This is a genomic window from Pseudomonas aylmerensis, assembly GCF_001702265.1.
In the GTDB taxonomy this organism is placed as follows: domain Bacteria; phylum Pseudomonadota; class Gammaproteobacteria; order Pseudomonadales; family Pseudomonadaceae; genus Aquipseudomonas; species Aquipseudomonas aylmerensis.
On the sequence record NZ_MAUE01000026.1, the window covers coordinates 28814 to 48132 of the forward strand.

Consider the following 19319-nt stretch of genomic DNA (forward strand, 5'->3'; position numbering starts at 1 on the left):
GCCAGGCCATTTTGGTTAGCGCGGCAACGCGCGGTGCTGGACATACCCCAGCGTCTGATCGTAAAGGTCGACGCGCCGATCCCTCTGCAGGTCGTTGAGGCTATTCCAGATCGGTGCACTGCGCGCACTGCTGAGATCAATGTCGGCGTACAGTATTTCCTCACGATTAGCCGAGGCCACTTTGCCAATTGGCCATCCATTGGTCCCGGCGATCAACGAGCACCCCAGGTAGCGCGCGTCGCGTTCTTCGCCGATTCTGCTGGCGGCGGCGATAAACACATTGTTGACGTGCGCCGCCGTCATCGTCAGGTAAGACGCCATGCATTTGCCCGCTTCGTCAAATAACGGCGCAGGTGTCCAGGCCCAGTTGTTCAGGCTGCAAATGATATCGGCACCTTGTTGGCTGAGAATGCGCGGCACTTCGGGAAACCAGATGTCCCAGCAGATCAGCAGGCCAATCCGCCCGATGGGTGTATCGAAGACTGGGAAGCCAGTGTTTCCCGGGGTGAACCATAACTTCTCGAGGTTCCATAGATGGGCTTTGCGGTACTTGCCGATCAAACTGTCCGGGCCCAGCAGCAAAGCGGTATTGAACAGTTGCCTGCCGTCGATTTCGTTCAAGCCCGCTGCCAGGTACACCCGGTGCCGGCAAGCAAAGTCGATCCAGGCTCGCACGCTTGGGCCGTTTGGAATGACTTCGGCGTGATCAAAGGCGTCCTGGCGGTTAGCAAAGAAATAGCCGCAGCTTGATAGCTCCGGCAGCACGATCAGATTGGCGCCGCCGTTCACGGCCTCAGTGGCCAATTCCAGGCTACGCCGCAGGTTGGCAGACCGATGGTCCGTACCCACCTGGGGATCGAATTGCACAACAGAAACGCGAACGGGGCTGATGGCTTGGGGCATGACAGGTGACCTCTTGGAAAATACAACCGAAGTGGTTGGCCTTGCATAAGAGGTGATTGAGCGAAAGGTGATAAGCCAGGCGCTTCTGCGACACTTGTCAGTTAGCTCTGCAAATCGGTTGGAAGAGCCTGCACCGCTCTTGCGGTTGCAAATCCCCGCCAATTCTGGGAAAACCCCACCCCTCACGCCTTCAACGAGCCCCGCCATGAGCAACGACGAACTCCAGATCACCGACATCCGCCCAGGCACCGGCAAAGCCGTGGTCAAGGGGGCGCTGATCACCACTCAATACACCGGCACCCTGGAAGACGGCACGGTGTTCGATTCGTCCTGGGAGCGGGGTAAGCCGTTCCAGTGTGTGATCGGCACCGGCCGCGTGATCAAGGGCTGGGACCAGGGCCTGATGGGCATGCAGGTCGGCGGCGTGCGCAGGCTGTTTGTCCCGGCGCACCTGGCGTATGGCGAGCGGTCGATGGGCGCGCATATCAAACCCAACAGCAATCTGTGCTTCGAGATTGAGTTGTTGGAAGTGCTGACGCGCGATGATTGAAGTGCTTTTGAACCGGGAGGCTGCATGCCGTTGATTCAAGCTATTCGCGACAGCTGGGGGTGGGTCGGCATTGATCCCGTCGAGGTCGTCGGGACCACCGCCTTTGGCAATGTGATGATCAAGGATTCGCAGGGACGCTATTGGCGGCTGTGCCCTGAAGCGCTTTATTGCGAGGTCATTGCGCAGACGCGTGCCGTGCTGGACGAGGTTTCCAGGGATCAGGCATTTTTGCGCGACTGGTATCTGCAACCCATGGTGGAGCAGGCCGAGGAGGCCCTGGGGCCGTTGGCGCCTGGCCAGGTTTATCATTGGGTTATTTCGCCGGTATTGGGCGGCGAGTACGTCATCGGCAATGTGCGATGCCTGGATCATGTTGAGCAGCTTCGGTTCTGCGGTGATCTGGCACGGGAGATAAAGGATTTGCCCGACGGTGCCCAGGTGAAGCTCAGGCTTGTCGACTAGTCATTGAAAAAAGGCAGCGTTCCATCGACGTCCAGGGTGTAGCTGAATGGCCCCTCGGCGGCTCCTGAACCCTCCCTGAAGAATCCTCTTATCCACCTTACGGAAGCTTTCCTACGGTTTACTCCCGCGTAAACGGGGCGTAAGCTTCGCGCGTTTTCATCAATAGCGGAGACCCTCAGTGGGTACTTGTTCGAGTGACAGTAGTCGGCCGGTTTCAGTAACCGGCACATACTTGGCAAGGTAACGCGCATTTTCCTGATGCCGTTGTCTCGCCAACAAAGCGAGAAGCGGCATCCCGACAGCAGCCAGTCCTGGCGCCTGTCCGATCCCTCTCATCGACGCTGACCAGCACCTGACTGACCTCGGGATGCTACGGACGCGCCTGCCTTTTTTTGCGGCGGGCGGGCCGAGCTGACCGTGCCTGTAGAACGGGCAGGGTGCAGCCGGTCGTACCTGCCTGCAGGTTTCCTCGCGCAGGAGTTACACCATGAGCCTCATTCTGCTCAAAGCGTTGTTTGCCGGTTTCCTGCGGAATCGGCACATCGCCCGGTATTTCCGTCGCCTGCCGCTGATCCTGCTGGCGTATATGGCGCAGACCCAGGCGGTGAAAGGCTTCTATATCCGTAAATTTGGCTGGCAGTAACGGTGCTATCGCTGGCAAGCCAGCTCCTGCAGGCGCTGGCGTTCAAGGAGATTTTTTATGCAAGCAATCAACAACATCAACCTCAATTCGCTGATCGACACTTTGGTCAGCCTCACCGCCGCGTTCATCCTCGGCGGCCTGATCGGTTTCGAGCGTCAGTACCGCCAGCGCACGGCGGGCCTGCGCACCAACGTGCTGGTGGCGGTGGGCGCGGCGATTTTCGTCGACATGGCCAACCGCCTGGGCGGCGCAGAAGGCGCGGTACGGGTGGTGGCGTACGTGGTCTCGGGCATCGGTTTTCTCGGCGCGGGCGTGATCATGCGCGAAGAAGGCAATGTGCGCGGGCTCAACACCGCCGCCACGCTCTGGGCATCGGCGGCGGTGGGGGCCTGTGCCGGCGCCGACCTGATCCTCGAAGCGTTGCTCGGCACGCTGTTTGTGCTGGCGGCCAATACCTTGCTGCGGCCGATCGTCAACAACATCAACCGCCAGCCGCTGGATGTGGTCTCTGCGGAGGTCACCAATATCCTCTATGTCATTGCCCGGCGTACCCAGCAGAAAGCCGTGCTCGCACTGCTGGAAGCCGAATTGGCGCGTTGCAACTACCCGGCCAGTGATGTCGATGTGCGGCCTTTCGGCACTGACGAAGTCGAAATCGAAGCCACCCTGGCGGTGACCTCGGTGGACGGTGACGAGCTGGATGCCCTGGTGGCGCGGATTTCTCTGTCGACCCTGGTGGTCCAGGCTTTCTGGAGCCCAAGCACCACGGAGTAGTAAGCGGACGTCAGGCTTTGCCTTGTTCAACACGGACTATGCTACTGAGAGGAAAAGTCCTACAAGCATTCGAGACTATCCCTTCATTTGAAACCACACGCCATTGTTAAGGTTGCGCGCTTGCGCCTATTTAGGAACCCAGGCGCAGCTTTACGTTTTCATCGTGTTTTTCAAAAGGAGAGGCCCGTACTGCCTGAAGTGTCACGCAGAGTACTCAGCACCGTTTGTCGGAACTGTTACTTTTCACAGGTAGATAGGACTCACGTGATATGTAAGCGTACTGATCCTCCCAGGGGAGTCTTATGAGCAACAAAGCTTTAATTGTGGATGATCACCCGTTTATACGCGCCACCGTCAAGCACCTGCTGAAGCAGGAGGGCTTCGACACCATCTTCGAAGCAGGTAACGGCGCGGATGCCATGCAGGTTGCCCGTGAGGAGCGTCCGGACCTTGTCATTCTCGACCTGGCAATGCCCAAGCTCGGTGGGTTGGAGGTGATCAGTCGGATTAAAGCCTTGGACCTGCCTTGCAAGATACTGGTACTGACTTCGTACCTGGCCGTGTTCTTTTCTACCCGTTGCATGCGCGCCGGTGCCATGGGGTTTGTCGCCAAGACCGGCGAACTCGACGAGCTGCAGAAGGCCATCAGGGCCATCAGGTCCGGCTACAGTTGCTTTCCGAGCCTGCCTACCAGTTCGGTGCGTCGCGACGACCTGCAATCCACCGAGCAGGAGTTGGTGGAGGCGCTGTCCGATCGCGAGCTGACGGTATTGCAAAAACTGGCCCTGGGCCTGGGTAACAAGGAGATTGCCGAGGACATGCTGTTGAGTCACAAAACCATCAGTACCTACAAGACGCGGCTCAAGGAGAAACTACGTATGTCCTCGGTGGTGCATCTGTCCAAGTTCGCGCAGCGCAATCACCTGATCTGAAATGAACCCCTCACGGTTGATCAAGCTCATGGTCATCCTGCTCGCGGGGATGTTGCCTGCGGCGGTGATGGCCGTGGATGCACCGCAAAGCCTGCGGCTACTCGGCCACTCAACCCTTGAACCCACCAGCGTGATGCTCGATGAAGCCGACTGGCGCTGGCTGCGCGAGCAGCGCACATTGATCATCGGGGTCTCGGCGCCGGATTACGCGCCCTTTGACCTGAGTAACAACAAGCAAGAACTGGAAGGCATCACCGCCGATTATGCGGCGCTGATCGGCCAGGCGCTGAATATCGCGGTCACGGTTCGGCGCTACGACACGCGCGATGAAGTTATCGACGCCCTCAAGAGCGGCGCGGTGGATTTTCTCGGCTCGGCCAACGGTTATGAGTTCGCCGACCCGCAGTTGGTGCTATCGCGCTCCTACGCCAATGATCAACCCGTGCTGGTGACGCGCGCGGGTGACAACCTTGCATTGAATGCCGATCTGGCGGGCAGGCGCGTGGCGATGCTCTACCACTACATGCCACCCGACGCCGTCCAGGCGTTCTACCCCCAAGCACAGTTGCAGTTGTTTGGCTCGACCTTCGAGGCCATCGGCGCCGTCGCGTTCGGCCAGGCGGATGTGTACCTCGGGGATGCCATCAGCACCCGCTACCTGATCAACAAGAACCATCTCAATAATGTGCGCATGGCGGATTTTTCGGCCATGGAAGCCAACCCGTTCGGGTTCGCCCTGCGCAAGGAAAACACACGCCTGCTGAGGATCATCAACGCCGCGCTTGCCGCTGTTCCCGCCAACCAGCAGATGGAAATCCTGCGCCGTTGGAGTGCCGGTGGCATTGGTTTTCCCGAGGCCGACCGGCTGCGCTTGAGCATCAATGAGCAGCGCTGGCTGGAGAAGCATCCGCGGGTAAAAGTGGCGGTGGTCGACAAGTTCGTGCCGCTGTCGTTTTTCAACGAGAAGGGCGAGTTCGAAGGCCTGAGCGCCGAGGTGTTGTCGCGGATCAGCCTGCGTACGGGCCTTAAGTTCGACATCGAGCAGGGCACTTCACTGCCGCGCCTGGTTGACGCGGTCAGCACCGGGCGCGTCGATATGCTGGCGGCCGTGACGCCCAGCATCGAGCGGTCGGAGAAGATCCGCTTTACCCGGCCCTACCTGTCAAACCCCTATGCACTGGTAGTGTCCGCGGACAATGAGCGCGTGATTACCCTGGAGGACATGCCCGGCAAACGCCTGGCGGTGGTCAGCGGCAACAGCCTCGCGATGCAGATTGCCGAGGACTACCCAGGCGTGGTGTTTGTCGAGGTCGAGAACACCGAGCAGGCCATGGCGTTGGTGGCCAAGGGCACCGTGGAGGCGACCGCGGTGTCGTTGATCAGCGCGCGCTACATGATCGCGCGCAATTACCGTGAACGCCTGCGCATCACCAGCACCGTCGGCCGGGAGCCGGCGCGTTTTACCCTGGGGGTCAACCGCAGCGAACTGGAGTTGTATTCGATCCTCGACAAGGCATTGCTGAGCATTACCCCCGAAGAGATGGACGAGCTGACTAACCATTGGCGCAGTGAAATCATCCTCGAAGACAGCTACTGGCTGCGGCACCGCAACGTGATTATCCAAGGCTTCGCCCTTGCCGCGCTGCTGCTGTTGGTCGCCCTGGGCTGGGTGTTCTACCTGCGTAACCTGATTCGCAAGCGTGCCCAGGCGGAGCGGGCCTTGAGCGACCAGATGCGCTTTATGAGCGTGCTGATCGACGGCACTCCGCACCCGATTTACGTGCGCGATCGCCAAGGCCGCTTGATGGCGTGCAACAACGCCTACCTCGATGTCTTCGGCTTCAAGCTCGAAGACGTCATTGGCAAGACCGTGGTGGAGACCGACACCGGCAACCCTCCCCAGGCCCAGTCGTTCCATGCCGATTACCTGCGCTTGATGGAGCAGGGCGAACCGCAGATCCATGACCGCGTGTTGAAGATTCCCGGTGGCGGGGTGTTGACCATCTACCAGTGGATGCTGCCCTACCGGGATAGCAACGGCGGCGTCGTGGGCATGATTGCCGGCTGGGTCGATGTCAGCGAGCGCCAGCGCTTGCTGGGCCAATTGCAGGAAGCCAAGGAGGAGGCCGACGCAGCCAACCGCGCGAAGACCACCTTCCTGGCCACCATGAGCCATGAGATACGCACGCCCATGAACGCTGTGATCGGCATGATCGAGCTGGCCCTGGAAAACGCCCAGCAGGGGCGTGCTGACCGCGCCGCGCTGGAGGTGGCCTCGGTGGCGTCGCACAGCATGCTGGAGTTGATCGGCGATATTCTCGACATTGCGCGGATTGAATCCGGCCACCTGTCACTGGCCCTGGAGCCCGCCAATCCGCACGAGCTGCTGGCCTCGGTGGCGCGGGTATTTGAAGGGCTGGCGCGCGACAAGGGCCTGGTGTTGCAAGTGGAGCTCGACCCGCTGATCGACCATGCGGTGTTGATCGACCCGCTGCGCTTCAAGCAGGTGGTGTCCAATCTGTTGGGGAATGCGATCAAGTTCACCACCAACGGTCAGGTACGCGTGGGGGCCCAGGGGGCATTGGTCGGCGATCAACTGGACCTGCGGCTATGGGTGGAGGACACCGGCATTGGCATCAGCGCTGTCGATCAGCAGCGCTTGTTCAACCCCTTTATCCAGGGCAGCAATAACGAACAATCGGCACGCAGTGGTTCTGGCCTTGGACTGGTCATCAGCCGCAACCTGTGCGAGATGATGGGCGGGCAATTGCACTTGAGCAGCGTGCTGGGCAAGGGCACGCGGGTGGATGTGACGCTGTCGCTGGAAATGACCACCCGCGTGCCGGATGCATTGCCCGTCTTGCCCGTTCCGACGGCCCGGGCGTTGAGCATCCTGGTGGTGGATGACTACCCGGCCAACCGCCTGCTGCTGGCTCGCCAGTTGAGCTTCCTGGGGCACCGCATCACCACCGCCGATGACGGTGCCCAAGGCTTTGCCTTGTGGCAGGCCGGGCAGTTCGATGGGGTGATCACCGATTGCAATATGCCCTTCAAGGATGGGTATACGTTGGCGCGGGATATTCGTGCCCAGGAGCGTCAGCGCGGGCTCACGCCATGCCTGTTGCTGGGCTTCACCGCCAATGCGCAGCCACAAGAAACCGAACGCTGCCGACAAGCCGGCATGGATGGCTGCCTGTTCAAGCCCACCGGGCTTGAAGACTTGCGCGCGGCGTTGGCATCGCGCGCGGTCGGCGAGGTGACACAGGCGTTTGAGCCGACGTTTGATTTGAGCACGCTGATCGCGCTGACCGGTAGCGATAAGGTCGCACTGAACGAGTTGCTGACGCCGTTACTCGACAGCCTGGAGGAAGATCGCGCCTGGTTGGGTGTTGAGCAAAATCGCGCGGACTTCGCCAGGCTGCATGACCTGGCCCACCGGGTCAAAGGGGGCGCACGCTTGGTCAAGTCTCAGGCGTTGATCGCCACCTGCGAGACCTTGGAAGACCTGTGCGAGCGGCGCGAAGGCGAGGCATTGGACGCAGCAGTGCAGGCGGTGGAACGGGCTATCGCTGGCTTGCAACACAGCCTCGGGCAGTACTGCAATCAGGCGTGACCGAAGTAGACAGCCATTCGGTGCATTTGGGACAACTCCTACATGAAGGGGGAACATGCCTGATTTTGTCTTCGGGATATGTCTGGAAAATGGGCGACGCTCACTGACGAGCGCTGCCAGCCCAGGGGTTTGCCATGCCGAACAAAGCACTGACCATCCTGATTGCCGATGAACAGCACCTGCAACGGTTGTACATCGAAAAAATGCTCAATCAGTTGGGGTACCACCGGATCGTGCCGGTACAGACCTTCGAAGAAGTACAGATACTCACCGCCATTCCGGCCGAACCCTTTGACGTGCTGATCATCAATGCGGGGCTGACGCTGCACAGCTGCGGGCCCCAGCCCCAGGTACGCCACGTGCTGGTCTACGACCACCTCGACCTGGGCGCACCTGCCGGCGCAACACCGGCGGTGCTGGTACGGCTGCCCGGCGTACCGGACAACGTCAACCTCGAACACTTCATGGACATCATCGACCCACCCGCAGCCACGGCGGGCCTGCGGGTATTGCCCTGGTTGCGCGAGTTATCCCGCGCACGGGTGGCCGGCGCCTAGTCCCATTTCGGCGCGATGCCCTTGGGGCTGGTCAAGCGATGGCCGCGCTCCAGGCCGGCAATCTGTTCCATGTCGGCAGCACTCAAGGTCAGTTGCAGGGCCTTGAGGTTGCTTTCCAGGTTGGCGCGTTTGGTCGAGGAGGGGATCACGGCGTACCCGAGTTGCATGGCCCAGGCCAGGGTCACTTGGGCCGGGGTGGCTTGATGGCGCTCGGCGATCTGCTGGATCACCGGGTCCTTGAGCACTTCGCCGTAGGCCAGGGTCATGTAGGAGGTGATCTGGATACCGTGGGCACTGGCGAACTCCGCCACCTTGCGGTTTTGCAGGTAGGGGTGCAGTTCGATCTGGTTGGTCGCGATGTGCTCGGCGCCGACCGCTGCGATGGCCTGTTTCATCAGGTCAATGGTGAAGTTGGAAATACCGATCTGGCGCGTCAGGCCCTGGCGCTTGGCTTCCAGCAACTGGCTCATGAATTCGGCGACGGGAACCTGGTCTTCCGGCGACGGCCAGTGGATCAGGGTCAGGTCCAGGTAGTCGGTCTGGAGCTTGCGCAGGCTCTCCTTGAGGCTCGGGATCAAATGGCCTTCGGCGAAGTTGGCGATCCAGATCTTGCTGGTGATGAACAGCTCATCACGGGGCACACCGCTGTCGGCGATGGCCTGGCCGACGTCAGCTTCGTTCTCGTAGATCTGCGCCGTGTCGATGACGCGGTAGCCCAGTTCCAGGCCGGTGCTGACGGAGTCAATCACCACCTGGCCCTGCAGGCGGAAAGTGCCGAGGCCGAAGGCGGGTACGTTGGACGTGGGGATAGACATCAGTAACTCCTGAAGAGGTGTGAACAATGGAGTCGAGTATCCGCCCGTCGTTCCTTCGGAAAAACCGTCGAATCCGAAAAGGACTCTTTACCGCAGGTCACGAATGGGCCTGGCCTAAAATGTCGGCGGCGTGATCACCCAGATCACCACCGTCTCCACTTTGCCGGGGTTGCCATACCGATGCGGTTCGCTGCTGGCAAAGCTGAAGCTGTCACCGGCCGCCAGCAGGAAGTGCCGCTCTCCCACCCACAGCTCGAACTGTCCGCGCAACACATAGCCGGCTTCTTCGCCTTCATGGCTGTAGCTCTGCTGGCTGTAGGTGCCCGGTGGGAAACTCGATTGCAGCATTTCCAGTTGATGGTTGGGCAGGGGCGTCAGCAACTGGTCGACGATGCCGTCTTCATAGTGGATGCTCTGGCGATTGTCCTTGCGCACCACGTAGCCTGCGTCTGCCGGTGCGGGCGTGGTCTCGCTGGCGAAGAACCATTGGATCGTCACCCCCAGGCTGCGAGCGATGTTGAACAGTGCCGGAATCGAAGGATACGCAAGGTTTCGCTCCAGCTGGCTGAGGTAGCCGGCGGTCAGCTCGCTGGCCTCTGCCAGGGCGGTCAAGGTCATGCCGCTGGCCTTGCGCAAACCACGGATGCGGGTGCCGAGAAACAGTTGCTGGGGTTGGTCGTTCACAGGTTCCATGCCACCTTGAGTCCTTCGTAGATCGCCTCTTCGGCGGTGCGCGGCGCCAGGCAGTCGCCGATCCGGTCAAACGGCACCAGGCCCTGCAGCTGCGCGCCGAGAGTGTCCACCGGCTGGTGGCCCTGGCACAACACCAGCGTGTCGATATTCTCCAGCAGCATGGGCTCGCCGCTGGCGGTGTGTTGCAGGTACACCGTGGTGTCGTCGCAGCCGTACAAGCGCGCATACGGGATGATCGGAATGCCCAGCCGGTGCAGCTCGCCGGCCAGTTGATCACGCACATACAGCGGGAGATTCTCGCCACAGTGCGTGCCATTCACCGCCAGTTGCACCTGATGCCCGGCGCGCACCAGGCGCTCGGCAATACCGGGGCCGATCCAGTCGCAACGCCAGTCGACCACCACCACCGAACGCCCCAGGGGCACTGCGTCGCGCAGCACCTGCCAGGCATCCACCACCTGCAGTTCGCCGCCTTGCTCGAAGGCCGGCCAATAGGGTTCGGCGCCGGTGGCAATGATCACATGGTCGGGTTGCTCGCGCTCCACCAGCGCGCGGTCGACGCGGGTGTTGCGCAGCACCTGCACACCGGCCAGTTGCATCTCGCGTTGCAGGTTGGTGCTGGCGCCGCCGAACTCACTGCGCCGTGGCAGCAATTGCGCCAGCAGCACTTGCCCGCCCAACTGGGCGCTAGCCTCGTAGAGCGTCACGGCATGCCCGCGTTGCGCCGCGACCGCTGCGGCTTTCATACCCGCCGGACCACCGCCCACGACTATGATGCGCTTGCGCTTGAGCGTCGCTTGCACCTCGCCGAATAGCAGCTCGCGGCCGGTCTCGGGATGCTGGATACACGAGATCGGCAAGCCCTTGTGAAAGTGACCGATGCAGGCCTGGTTGCAGGCGATGCACGCGCGCACATCTTCGACGCGCCCGTCGAGAGTCTTGGCGGGCATCAGCGGGTCGCAGATCAATGCGCGGGTCATGCCGCACACATCGGCCTGGCCGCGCGCGAGGATCAATTCGGCTTCCTGGGGCTGGTTGATGCGCCCGGTGACGAACAGCGGAATCGACAGGCTGGCCTTGAACGTCGCGGCCTCATCGGCGAGGTACGCGGCGGCAATCGCCATGGGCGGCACGATATGGATTGCACCGCCCAGCGAGGCCGACGTGCCTGCGACGATATGCACGTAGTCGAGCTGGGACTGCAGGCTCTGCACGGCTTCGAGGGATTCGCTTTCGGTGAGCCCTTCGGCATCGCGTTCATCGGCAGAAATGCGCAGGCCGATGATGAAGTCCGCGTCGGTAGCCGCGCGCACGGCGGCGAGGATTTCCGTCAGGAACCGCAGCCGTTGCTCAAGCGCCCCGTTGTAGCCATCGCTGCGCCGATTGACCCGTGGGTTGAGAAACTGCGCCGGCAGGTATCCATGGCTGGCGACCACTTCGACGCCGTCGATCCCGGCCTGGTGCAGACGCCTGGCAGCGGCGGCGTAACCCGCGACAATCTCATCGATCATCGCTTGGTCCAGCGCACGCGGCATCACCCGGAAGCGTTCATTGGGTACCCCCGAGGCCGAGTAGGCCACCGCCAGCAGGCCATCCGCCGACTCCATGATTTCCCGCCCGGGATGAAAGATCTGCGACAGCACCACGGTGCCATGGGCATGGCAGGTTTCGGCCAGCTCGCGGTAGCCCTCGATGCACGCATCGTCGGTGGCCATCAACACATGGGAGGTGTACCGCGCGCTGTCATGCACCCCGGCCACCTGCAGCACAATCAGGCCGACACCGCCTTCGGCACGCGCACGGTGGTAGGCGATCAATGGCGGGTTGACCCGGTTATCGGTGGGCATCGAGGTGTCATGACCGCTGGACATGATGCGGTTTTTCAAGCGTTTGCCCCGCAGTGCCAGGGGCTCGAACAGGTGCGGGAAAGCAGAGGGCGACATGGTGCGGGTACTCCAGGCGCTGTTATTGTTATTTTTCTATAGGAGGCTGCCGCCAGTAAAAAATCAACTTGTTTTTTTACTGGCGTCTGGATTAGCGTCGCCTTCACCCACCCCGTGCCCGGAGAATAAAAATGCCTCACTCCACCGAACAGCACCTGCGCGAAGAGCTTGCGGCGTGTTATCGATTGATCGCGCACTACCGCATGAGCGACCTGATTTTCACGCATATCTCGGTGCGCATTCCCGGGCCCGAGCATCACTTCCTGATCAATCCCTACGGGCTGATGTTCGATGAAATCACCGCCTCCAGCCTGGTGAAGATCGGCCTCGACGGGCGCGCGGTCGAGCCGTCGCCGCATGCGGTCAACCCGGCCGGCTTTGTGATTCACAGCGCGATCCATGGCGCCCGCGAAGATGCCCACTGCGTGCTGCACACCCACACTCGCGCCGGCTGCGCGGTGGCGGCGCTGGAGTGCGGGTTGTTGCCGGTGAACCAGATTTCCATGGAGTTCTACGGCAAGGTTGCCTACCACGACTACGAAGGCGTGGCCCTGGACCTGGACGAGCAGCAACGCCTGGTGCGCGACCTCGGCGACAAGCCGGTGCTGATGCTGCGCAACCACGGTTTGCTGACGGTAGGCGCAACCGTCAGCCAGGCATTCCTGCGCATGTACTACCTGGAAAAAGCCTGCGACATCCAGATCGCCGCCCAGGCCTGTGGTCCACTGGTGCTGCCATCCGCCGAGGTCTGCCAGTACACCGAACAGCAATTCAACAACCCCGGCCGGCCGCTGGAGGAGGGCGAGTTGGTTGACCTGGATGCGATGCAACTGGCGTGGGCGGCGTTGCTGCGCATGCTGGATCGGGTGTCGCCGGGGTACCGCGACTGATGTAGAGTCGTGCAGCCGACTCAACCGAAGGACACCGCGCCATGACCCAGGAAACCCGTTTCTCCCGGATGGAGCCGGAATTGCGCAAGGCCAATCTGGTCCAGGCGACCCTGACTTGCCTCAAGCGTGACGGGTTCCAGGGCGCCTCGATCCGCAAGATCAGCGCCGAGGCCGGGGTCTCCGTAGGGCTGATCAGCCACCACTACTCGGGCAAGGATGAGTTGGTGGCCGAGGCCTATCGCACCATCACCGGCCAGGTCATGAGCCTGCTGCGCGAGACCATGGCCAAGGCGCCGCCCAACCCTCGGGAGCGTTTGTCGGCGCTGTTTCGGGGCTCGTTTTCCGCCGAGTTGCTCGACCCGCAGTTGCTGGATGCGTGGCTGGTGTTCTGGGGCGCGGTGAAGACGGCGCCGGCGATCAACCTGGCCCACGAACACTCCTACGGCGAATACCGCACCATCATGCGTTCGGCCCTGACCGACATGGCCCGCGAAGAAGGGTGGGAGCAGTTCGACGCCGACCTCGCGGCCATCGGCCTGAGCGCCTTGCTCGACGGGTTGTGGCTGGAGTCGGGCCTCAACCCCGGCACGTTCACCCCGGAGCAGGGGATCCAGATCTGCGAAGCCTGGGTCGACGGCCTGCAGTCCGGCGGTCGCAAGCGTTACCAGCTCAAACCCTGAGCCTTCCTCGCCGCCCTGGACGCAAGGTCCGGGGCGGTTTTTCCGGCACTGAAAAAATTTAAGATTTGCCGATTGCCTCCTTACTGAACACTCGTTTAGTATCGCCCCATGTCGCACCCCTCACGCCAAATAAAATAATTCGAGGAAGCCATGACTACCGATTCGTCCGTGCTCACCCACGTGCAGGCAGGCGTTGCCTGGATCACCCTCAACCGAGGGCCGCAGCGCAATGCGCTGGACATCCCGACCCTCAAGCACCTGCACAGCCTGCTCGACGCGTTCAACCGCGACCCGGCCGTGCGTGTGGTGGTGTTGACCGGCAGCGGCCGCAGCTTCTGCGCTGGCGCGGACCTCGCCGAGTGGGCCGACGCCGAAGCACGCGGCGCCCTGGAAACCTACGGCTGGACCGAAACCGCCCACGCCCTCATGACCCGCCTGCACAGCCTCGACAAACCCACGATTGCCGCGATCAACGGCACGGCCGTCGGCGCCGGCATGGACCTGACCCTGTGCTGCGACCTGCGCGTAGCGGCCCAGTCGGCGCGCTTCAAGGCCGGCTACACCAGCATGGCGTATGCCCCGGACGCCGGTGCCAGCTGGCATTTGCCGCGCCTGATCGGCAGCGAGCAGGCCAAGCGCCTGCTGTTCCTTGATGAGCTGTGGAGCGCCGACCGCGCCCTGGCAGCCGGCCTGGTCGGTGAAGTGGTCGCCGATGAGCAACTGCATGCCCACACCCTCGAACTGGCGACCCGCCTGGCCAACGGCCCGACCTTCGCCTTCGCCCAGACCAAAACCCTGATCCGCGATGGCGCCGACCGCAGCCTGCCCGAGCAACTGCAAGCCGAACTGGCCGCCGGCCTGTTATGCGGACGCAGTGCAGATGGCGCCGAAGCCCTGCGCGCGGCCATGGAAAAACGCCTCCCGACATTCTGCGGCAAATAACAACAACGACACCCTCGAGCAGGTAGCGCCATGAATTTCCAACTCAGCCAAGAACAAGACATGTTGGTGGACGCGGTACGCAGTTTTGTTGCCAAGGAATTGTTGCCCCACGAGGAGGCGGTGGACCGCGCCGACGAGGTTTCACCAGAGCTGGCCGCGCAGATCCGCGACAAGGCCATCGCTGCCGGCTTCTATGCCTTCAACATGCCGGAAGAGGTCGGTGGTGGTGGCCTCGACTACTTGTCGCAGGCGTTGATCGAACGGGAATTGTCCAAGGTGTCGTGGGCCCTGCATGTGTTTGTCGCGCGCCCGTCGAAAATCCTCATGGCCTGCACCGGCGCGCAGATCGGCGACTATCTGCTGCCGTGCGTGCAGGGCAAGAAAATCGACTGCTTCGCGCTGACCGAACCCGGTGCCGGTTCGGACGCCAACGCGATCAAGACCCGCGCCGTGCGCCACGGCGACGACTTCGTGATCAACGGCAGCAAGCACTTCATCAGCCATGCCGGGCACGCCGATTTCGCCATCGTGTTTGCCGTCACCGACACCTACGAGCACAACGGCCGCCAGCGCAATGCGGTGACTTCATTCCTGGTCGACCGTGGCACGCCGGGCATGACCATTCGCCGGGGCCCCAAGTGTGTGAGCAACCGCGGTTACCACACCTACGAAATGTTCTTCGACGACTGCCGCGTGCCAGCCTCCAAGGTACTCGGTGAAGTGGGCAAAGGCTGGGACGTGGCCAACGCCTGGCTCACCGCCGGGCGCGTGATGGTCGCCGCCAACTGCGTCGGCCAGGCCCAGCGTGCGCTGGAGGTGTCGCTGCAATGGGCGGCGGATCGCAAGCAGTTTGGCCAGCCCATCGGCACCTATCAGGGCGTGAGTTTCAAACTGGCCGACATGGCCACGCAGATACGCGCGGCTGAACTGCTGACCCTGCACACCGCCTGGAAAATGGACCAGGGCAGCATGACCGACGGCGAGGCCGGCATGGCCAAGCTGTTTGCCAGCGAAACCCTGGGCAAGGTCGCCGACGAGGCCGTGCAGATTTTCGGTGGCATGGGCTTGATGGACGAAGGGCCGGTGGAGCGCATCTGGCGCAACGCGCGGATCGAACGGATCTGGGAAGGCACTTCGGAAATCCAGCGCCATATCATCGCCCGTGAACTGTTGCGGCCGCTGTTGCGCTGATCGGCGCGGAGAACGCTTATGTCCCAGGCTATTCGCGACAATCTCAAGCGCCTGCTGGCGCCCCGGCACTTGGCTTTTGTCGGCGGGCGCAGCATGGCCCGCGCCCTCAAGCGCTGTGCCGACGGCGGGTTTACCGGGCCGATGTGGCTGGTCAACCCGCAGCATGACAGCCTCGACGGCATCCCCTGTGTGCGCCGCGTCGCCGACCTGCCGTGCGGCCCGGATGCGGTATTCATTGCCACCAACCGTGAACTGACATTGACCTGCGTTGCTGAACTGGCCGCCATCGGCACCGGCGGCGCGATCTGCTACGCCTCCGGCTTTGCCGAAACCGGCGCCAGTGGTGCCGCGCTGCAGCAGCAGTTGTTGCACGCCGCTGGCGAGATGGCCTTGCTCGGTCCCAACTGCTACGGCCTGCTCGACTACCTGCACAGCGCCGCCCTGTGGCCGGTGGCCCACGGCGGCAAAGCGGTGGAGAAGGGCGTGGCGGTGCTGACCCAGAGCGGCAACTTCGCCTACAACCTGTCGATGAGCGACCGCTCGTTGCCGGTGGCCTACATGGCCTCGGTCGGCAACCAGGCGCAATTGGGCGTGGCCGAATTGATGGACGTACTGCTCGATGAGCCGCGCGTGACCGCCATCGGTCTGCACCTGGAAGGTTTGAAGAATGTCCCGGGGTTCGCCCGCGCCGCGCACAAGGCGCTGGAAAAGGGCATCCCGATCATCGCGTTGAAAACCGGCGTGTCGCAGATCGGGGCCGAGCTGGCGCTGAGTCATACCAGTTCGCTGTCCGGCTCCGACACACTGTACGACAGCCTGTTCGCCCGGCTCGGGGTGATCCGCGTGAGTGGGCCGGTGAGTTTTGTCGAGACCTTGAAAGCCGCAGCGTGCGGTAATCTGCCGGCTGGCAACCGTCTGATCGCGCTGGCCTGTTCCGGTGGCGACGCCGGGCTGATCGCCGACTACGCCGAGCGCAACCAACTGGCCTTGCCGACACTCGACGAAGACCAGCGCGCAGAGCTGGCGCAGGTGCTGCCCAGCTACGCCAACCTGGTCAACCCGCTGGACTTTACCACCGCCATCTGGGGTGAGCGCGAAGCCCTCGACACGATGCTCGATACCGCCCTGCGCACGGAGGCCGATGCCGCCATGCTGGTGCTGGACTACCCGGCCGAATTCACCGGCGAACGCAAGGAATGCGACCTGCTGCTCGGGCTGTTTTGCGACGCGCTCGACCGGCATGGCAAGACCGGGTTTGTCACCTCGGCGTTTCCCGAATTGCTGCCGGCCCATGCCCGCGAGCGCTTGCATGCCCACGGCATTGCCGCGCTGCAAGGCGTGGAGGATGCACTCGCGGCCTGGGGGCGGATCGCCGAGTATCAGCATAATCGACGGACCTTGCTGGCGCGCGGCGAGTCGAGCCTCGTGCCGCTGTGCCCGCAACCCCTGCAAGGCCAGGGCCTGGCCCTGGATGAGTGGGCGTCCAAGCAAGCCTTGCGCGTGTTCGGCCTGAACACGCCGGCGGCGGTATTGAGTACGCCGGGACGCGCGATTGCCGATGCCGATGTGCTGGGCTACCCGTTGGTGCTCAAGGCGGTCAGCACGCAGTTGCCGCATAAAACCGAGGCCGGTGCCGTCGCCTTGAACCTGCAAGATGGTGTGGCGCTGACGTCTGCGTTGGCGCTGATGCGCGGGCAGATCGCCGCGTACGCACCCGGTGTAGCGTTTGACCAACTGCTGCTGGAGTCCATGGCGACCCCGCCGCTGGCCGAGCTGATCGTGGGTATCAAGCGCGAGAATGACTTCGGCCTGGCCCTGGTGATCGGCGCTGGTGGCATCTTCGTGGAACTGCTCAAGGACAGTCGCAGCCTGCTGCTGCCGACCACTGACGATGCGATCCGCCACGCCGTGCTCAGCTTGCGCAGCGCCGCGTTGCTGCAGGGCTTTCGCGGGCGCGAAATGGCGGATCTCGACGCGCTGGTCGCGGCCATCCGTGCGGTGGCCGACTACGCCTGCGCCAACGCCGCGCAATTGCTGGAGTTGGATGTGAACCCATTGCTGGTCAACGCCCACGGCGCCACGGCGGTCGACGCGTTGATTCGTCTAGGAGATCAACATGCACGATAAAACCCTGACCGGCGGCCAGGCCCTGGTGCGGTTGCTGGCCAACTATGGCGTCGATACCGTCTTCGGGATTCCCGGAGTGCACACCCTGGAGTTGTACCGCGGCTTGCCCGGCAGCGGCATTCGCCATGTACTCACCCGCCATGAACAGGGCGCGGGCTTTATGGCCGATGGTTATGCGCGTGTCAGCGGCAAGCCGGGCGTGTGCTTTGTGATCACCGGGCCCGGCGTGACCAACGCCGCAACCGCCATCGGCCAGGCCTACGCCGACTCGATCCCGCTGCTGATGATTTCCAGCGTCAACCACACTGCCAGCCTCGGCAAGGGCTGGGGCATCTTGCATGAGACCCAGGACCAGCGCGCGATCACGGCGCCGATCACGGCGTTTTCCGCCGTGGCCTTGAGCACCGAGGATTTGCCCGAACTGGTGGCGCGTGCTTATGCGGTGTTCGACAGTGAGCGGCCACGGCCGGTGCACATTTCGGTGCCGCTCGACGTGTTGGCTGCGCCGATCCAGAGAGATTGGAGCAATGAGGTCGTACGCCGCCCAGGGCGCGGTTTGCCCTCGGCGGAAGACCTGGACCAAGCGGCGGCAAAACTGTCGGCGGCCAAGCGCCCGATGATCATCGCCGGCGGCGGCGCGCTGGCAGCCGGCGAGGCGTTGCAGCGCTTGAGCACACAACTGGCGGCGCCGTTTTTCAGCAGTGTCGCGGGTAAAGGCCTGTTGCCGATCGAGCATCCGCTGAATGCCGGCTCGACCTTGTGCGTCGAACCCGGTTGGCAATTGATCAGCGAGGCCGACGTGGTGCTTGCGGTCGGCACGGAAATGGCCGACACCGACTATTGGCGCGAGCGTTTGCCGCTGAACGGCGAGCTAGTGCGCGTGGACATCGACCCGCGCAAATTCAATGATTTCTACCCGTGCGCCGTCGCGCTGAAAGGCGATGCCCAACAGACGGTGCAAGCCCTGCTGCAACGGCTACCGCCGGCACCGCGGGACGCTGCAGCGGCGGCCAGATCAGTGGCGGCAGTGCTGCAGGCCATCGAGTCCGGACATGGTCCGTTGCAATCGATCCACCAGGCGATTCTCGACCGCATCGAGGCCGAATTGCCGGCGAATGCGGTGATCAGCAGCGACATGACCCAACTGGCCTACACCGGCAACTACGCCTACCGCAGCCGGGCCCCGCGCAGTTGGCTGCACCCCACGGGCTACGGCACCTTGGGCTACGGCTTGCCGGCCGGCATCGGCGCCAAGTTCGGCGCGCCGCAGCGGCCCGGCCTGGTGCTGGTGGGTGATGGCGGCTTTCTCTACACCGCGCAGGAACTGGCGACGGCGGTGGAAGAACTGGACAGCCCGCTGGTGGTGTTGTTGTGGAACAACGATGCCCTCGGCCAGATCCGTGACGACATGCTCGACCTGGAGATCGAACCGATCGGCGTGCTACCGCGCAATCCGGATTTTGCCTTGTTCGCCCAGGCGTTCGGCTGCACGGTGAACCAGCCCCAGAACCTGGATGCATTGCAGACGGGCTTGCGCAACGCCTTCAAACGCAACGGCGTGACCTTGATCGAGCTGAAACATGCCTGTGCCTGTTGATCTTTAG

General features: G+C 62.7%; 17 protein-coding genes. 13 read left to right on the top strand and 4 right to left on the bottom strand.

The window, feature by feature from the left end; genetic code table 11:
* Nucleotides 1-15: 15 nt before the first annotated feature.
* Entirely contained in the window at nucleotides 16-903 is an 888-nt protein-coding gene (locus BBG20_RS17805) for a nitrilase family protein (RefSeq protein WP_065905567.1), read from the bottom strand.
* Nucleotides 904-1108: 205 nt separating this feature from the next.
* On the opposite strand from BBG20_RS17805, the gene BBG20_RS17810 reads away from it, so the two are divergent.
* The 7 genes from BBG20_RS17810 (at nucleotide 1109) to BBG20_RS17835 (ending at nucleotide 8434) form a co-directional block, all read left to right on the top strand.
* Nucleotides 1109-1453, top strand: coding sequence for an FKBP-type peptidyl-prolyl cis-trans isomerase (locus BBG20_RS17810; RefSeq protein WP_065905568.1), 345 nt, complete (start codon nucleotides 1109-1111; stop codon nucleotides 1451-1453).
* Nucleotides 1454-1477: 24 nt separating this feature from the next.
* Complete coding sequence (locus BBG20_RS17815; RefSeq protein ID WP_065905569.1) at nucleotides 1478-1915, top strand: T6SS immunity protein Tdi1 domain-containing protein; 438 nt, start codon at nucleotides 1478-1480, stop codon at nucleotides 1913-1915.
* 487 nt (nucleotides 1916-2402) lie between these two features.
* A complete protein-coding gene (locus BBG20_RS32955; protein WP_158267396.1) occupies nucleotides 2403-2558 on the top strand; it encodes a hypothetical protein in 156 nt (51 codons plus the stop codon).
* Between the two features lie 57 nt (nucleotides 2559-2615).
* Nucleotides 2616-3332 carry an MgtC/SapB family protein gene (locus BBG20_RS17820; RefSeq protein ID WP_065905570.1) on the top strand — a complete coding sequence of 239 codons (717 nt, stop codon included), beginning with the start codon at nucleotides 2616-2618 and terminating at the stop codon, nucleotides 3330-3332.
* A 302-nt stretch (nucleotides 3333-3634) separates the two neighbouring features.
* A complete protein-coding gene (locus BBG20_RS17825; protein WP_065905571.1) occupies nucleotides 3635-4264 on the top strand; it encodes a response regulator transcription factor in 630 nt (209 codons plus the stop codon).
* Nucleotide 4265: 1 nt separating this feature from the next.
* Entirely contained in the window at nucleotides 4266-7877 is a 3612-nt protein-coding gene (locus BBG20_RS17830; RefSeq protein ID WP_065905572.1) for a transporter substrate-binding domain-containing protein, read from the top strand.
* 134 nt (nucleotides 7878-8011) lie between these two features.
* Nucleotides 8012-8434 carry an ANTAR domain-containing protein gene (locus tag BBG20_RS17835; protein WP_065905573.1) on the top strand — a complete coding sequence of 141 codons (423 nt, stop codon included), beginning with the start codon at nucleotides 8012-8014 and terminating at the stop codon, nucleotides 8432-8434.
* Here the strand turns inward: BBG20_RS17835 and dkgB are convergent.
* The 3 genes from dkgB to BBG20_RS17850 all read right to left on the bottom strand — a co-directional run bounded on the left by dkgB (nucleotide 8431) and on the right by BBG20_RS17850 (nucleotide 11885).
* A complete protein-coding gene (gene dkgB / locus BBG20_RS17840; protein ID WP_065905574.1) occupies nucleotides 8431-9249 on the bottom strand; it encodes a 2,5-didehydrogluconate reductase DkgB in 819 nt (272 codons plus the stop codon). The two genes, BBG20_RS17835 and dkgB, sit on opposite strands and share 4 nt — an antisense overlap.
* Nucleotides 9250-9363: 114 nt before the next feature.
* On the bottom strand, nucleotides 9364-9942 hold the full coding sequence (locus BBG20_RS17845) for a cupin domain-containing protein (RefSeq protein WP_065905575.1): 579 nt from the start codon (nucleotides 9940-9942) through the stop codon (nucleotides 9364-9366).
* Nucleotides 9930-11885: an oxidoreductase gene (locus BBG20_RS17850; protein ID WP_065905576.1), complete on the bottom strand. Its 1956-nt coding sequence runs from the start codon at nucleotides 11883-11885 to the stop codon at nucleotides 9930-9932. The genes BBG20_RS17845 and BBG20_RS17850 overlap by 13 nt, the downstream gene beginning before the upstream one ends.
* Nucleotides 11886-12016: 131 nt before the next feature.
* Between BBG20_RS17850 and BBG20_RS17855 the strand changes: the two genes are divergently transcribed.
* The 6 genes from BBG20_RS17855 to BBG20_RS17880 all read left to right on the top strand — a co-directional run bounded on the left by BBG20_RS17855 (nucleotide 12017) and on the right by BBG20_RS17880 (nucleotide 19312).
* The gene (locus BBG20_RS17855) at nucleotides 12017-12775 is read left to right on the top strand and encodes a class II aldolase/adducin family protein (RefSeq protein ID WP_065905577.1); all 759 of its coding nucleotides are present in this window, start codon (nucleotides 12017-12019) and stop codon (nucleotides 12773-12775) included.
* Nucleotides 12776-12816: 41 nt separating this feature from the next.
* Complete coding sequence (locus BBG20_RS17860; RefSeq protein ID WP_065905578.1) at nucleotides 12817-13455, top strand: TetR family transcriptional regulator C-terminal domain-containing protein; 639 nt, start codon at nucleotides 12817-12819, stop codon at nucleotides 13453-13455.
* Between the two features lie 150 nt (nucleotides 13456-13605).
* Entirely contained in the window at nucleotides 13606-14397 is a 792-nt protein-coding gene (locus BBG20_RS17865; RefSeq protein ID WP_065905579.1) for an enoyl-CoA hydratase/isomerase family protein, read from the top strand.
* Nucleotides 14398-14427: 30 nt separating this feature from the next.
* On the top strand, nucleotides 14428-15588 hold the full coding sequence (locus BBG20_RS17870) for an acyl-CoA dehydrogenase family protein (protein WP_065905580.1): 1161 nt from the start codon (nucleotides 14428-14430) through the stop codon (nucleotides 15586-15588).
* 18 nt (nucleotides 15589-15606) lie between these two features.
* Nucleotides 15607-17715 carry an acetate--CoA ligase family protein gene (locus tag BBG20_RS17875; RefSeq protein ID WP_065905581.1) on the top strand — a complete coding sequence of 703 codons (2109 nt, stop codon included), beginning with the start codon at nucleotides 15607-15609 and terminating at the stop codon, nucleotides 17713-17715.
* A complete protein-coding gene (locus tag BBG20_RS17880) occupies nucleotides 17705-19312 on the top strand; it encodes a 5-guanidino-2-oxopentanoate decarboxylase (protein ID WP_065905582.1) in 1608 nt (535 codons plus the stop codon). Before BBG20_RS17875 ends, BBG20_RS17880 begins: the two co-directional genes overlap by 11 nt.
* The last annotated feature ends 7 nt before the right edge of the window (nucleotides 19313-19319 follow it).

Bases quoted from the DNA above. Each gene is read 5' to 3' on its own strand.
- BBG20_RS17825 (WP_065905571.1), top strand. From the start codon at position 3,635: ATGAGCAACAAAGCTTTAATTGTGGATGATCACCCGTTTATACGCGCC.
- BBG20_RS17820 (WP_065905570.1), top strand. From the start codon at position 2,616: ATGCAAGCAATCAACAACATCAACCTCAATTCGCTGATCGACACTTTG.
- BBG20_RS17810 (WP_065905568.1), top strand. From the start codon at position 1,109: ATGAGCAACGACGAACTCCAGATCACCGACATCCGCCCAGGCACCGGC.
- BBG20_RS32955 (WP_158267396.1), top strand. From the start codon at position 2,403: ATGAGCCTCATTCTGCTCAAAGCGTTGTTTGCCGGTTTCCTGCGGAAT.
- BBG20_RS17865 (WP_065905579.1), top strand. From the start codon at position 13,606: ATGACTACCGATTCGTCCGTGCTCACCCACGTGCAGGCAGGCGTTGCC.
- BBG20_RS17830 (WP_065905572.1), top strand. From the start codon at position 4,266: ATGAACCCCTCACGGTTGATCAAGCTCATGGTCATCCTGCTCGCGGGG.
- BBG20_RS17835 (WP_065905573.1), top strand. From the start codon at position 8,012: ATGCCGAACAAAGCACTGACCATCCTGATTGCCGATGAACAGCACCTG.
- BBG20_RS17880 (WP_065905582.1), top strand. From the start codon at position 17,705: ATGCACGATAAAACCCTGACCGGCGGCCAGGCCCTGGTGCGGTTGCTG.
- BBG20_RS17850 (WP_065905576.1), bottom strand. From the start codon at position 11,885: ATGTCGCCCTCTGCTTTCCCGCACCTGTTCGAGCCCCTGGCACTGCGG.
- BBG20_RS17805 (WP_065905567.1), bottom strand. From the start codon at position 903: ATGCCCCAAGCCATCAGCCCCGTTCGCGTTTCTGTTGTGCAATTCGAT.
- BBG20_RS17860 (WP_065905578.1), top strand. From the start codon at position 12,817: ATGACCCAGGAAACCCGTTTCTCCCGGATGGAGCCGGAATTGCGCAAG.
- BBG20_RS17870 (WP_065905580.1), top strand. From the start codon at position 14,428: ATGAATTTCCAACTCAGCCAAGAACAAGACATGTTGGTGGACGCGGTA.
- dkgB (WP_065905574.1), bottom strand. From the start codon at position 9,249: ATGTCTATCCCCACGTCCAACGTACCCGCCTTCGGCCTCGGCACTTTC.
- BBG20_RS17845 (WP_065905575.1), bottom strand. From the start codon at position 9,942: ATGGAACCTGTGAACGACCAACCCCAGCAACTGTTTCTCGGCACCCGC.
- BBG20_RS17855 (WP_065905577.1), top strand. From the start codon at position 12,017: ATGCCTCACTCCACCGAACAGCACCTGCGCGAAGAGCTTGCGGCGTGT.
- BBG20_RS17815 (WP_065905569.1), top strand. From the start codon at position 1,478: ATGCCGTTGATTCAAGCTATTCGCGACAGCTGGGGGTGGGTCGGCATT.
- BBG20_RS17875 (WP_065905581.1), top strand. From the start codon at position 15,607: ATGTCCCAGGCTATTCGCGACAATCTCAAGCGCCTGCTGGCGCCCCGG.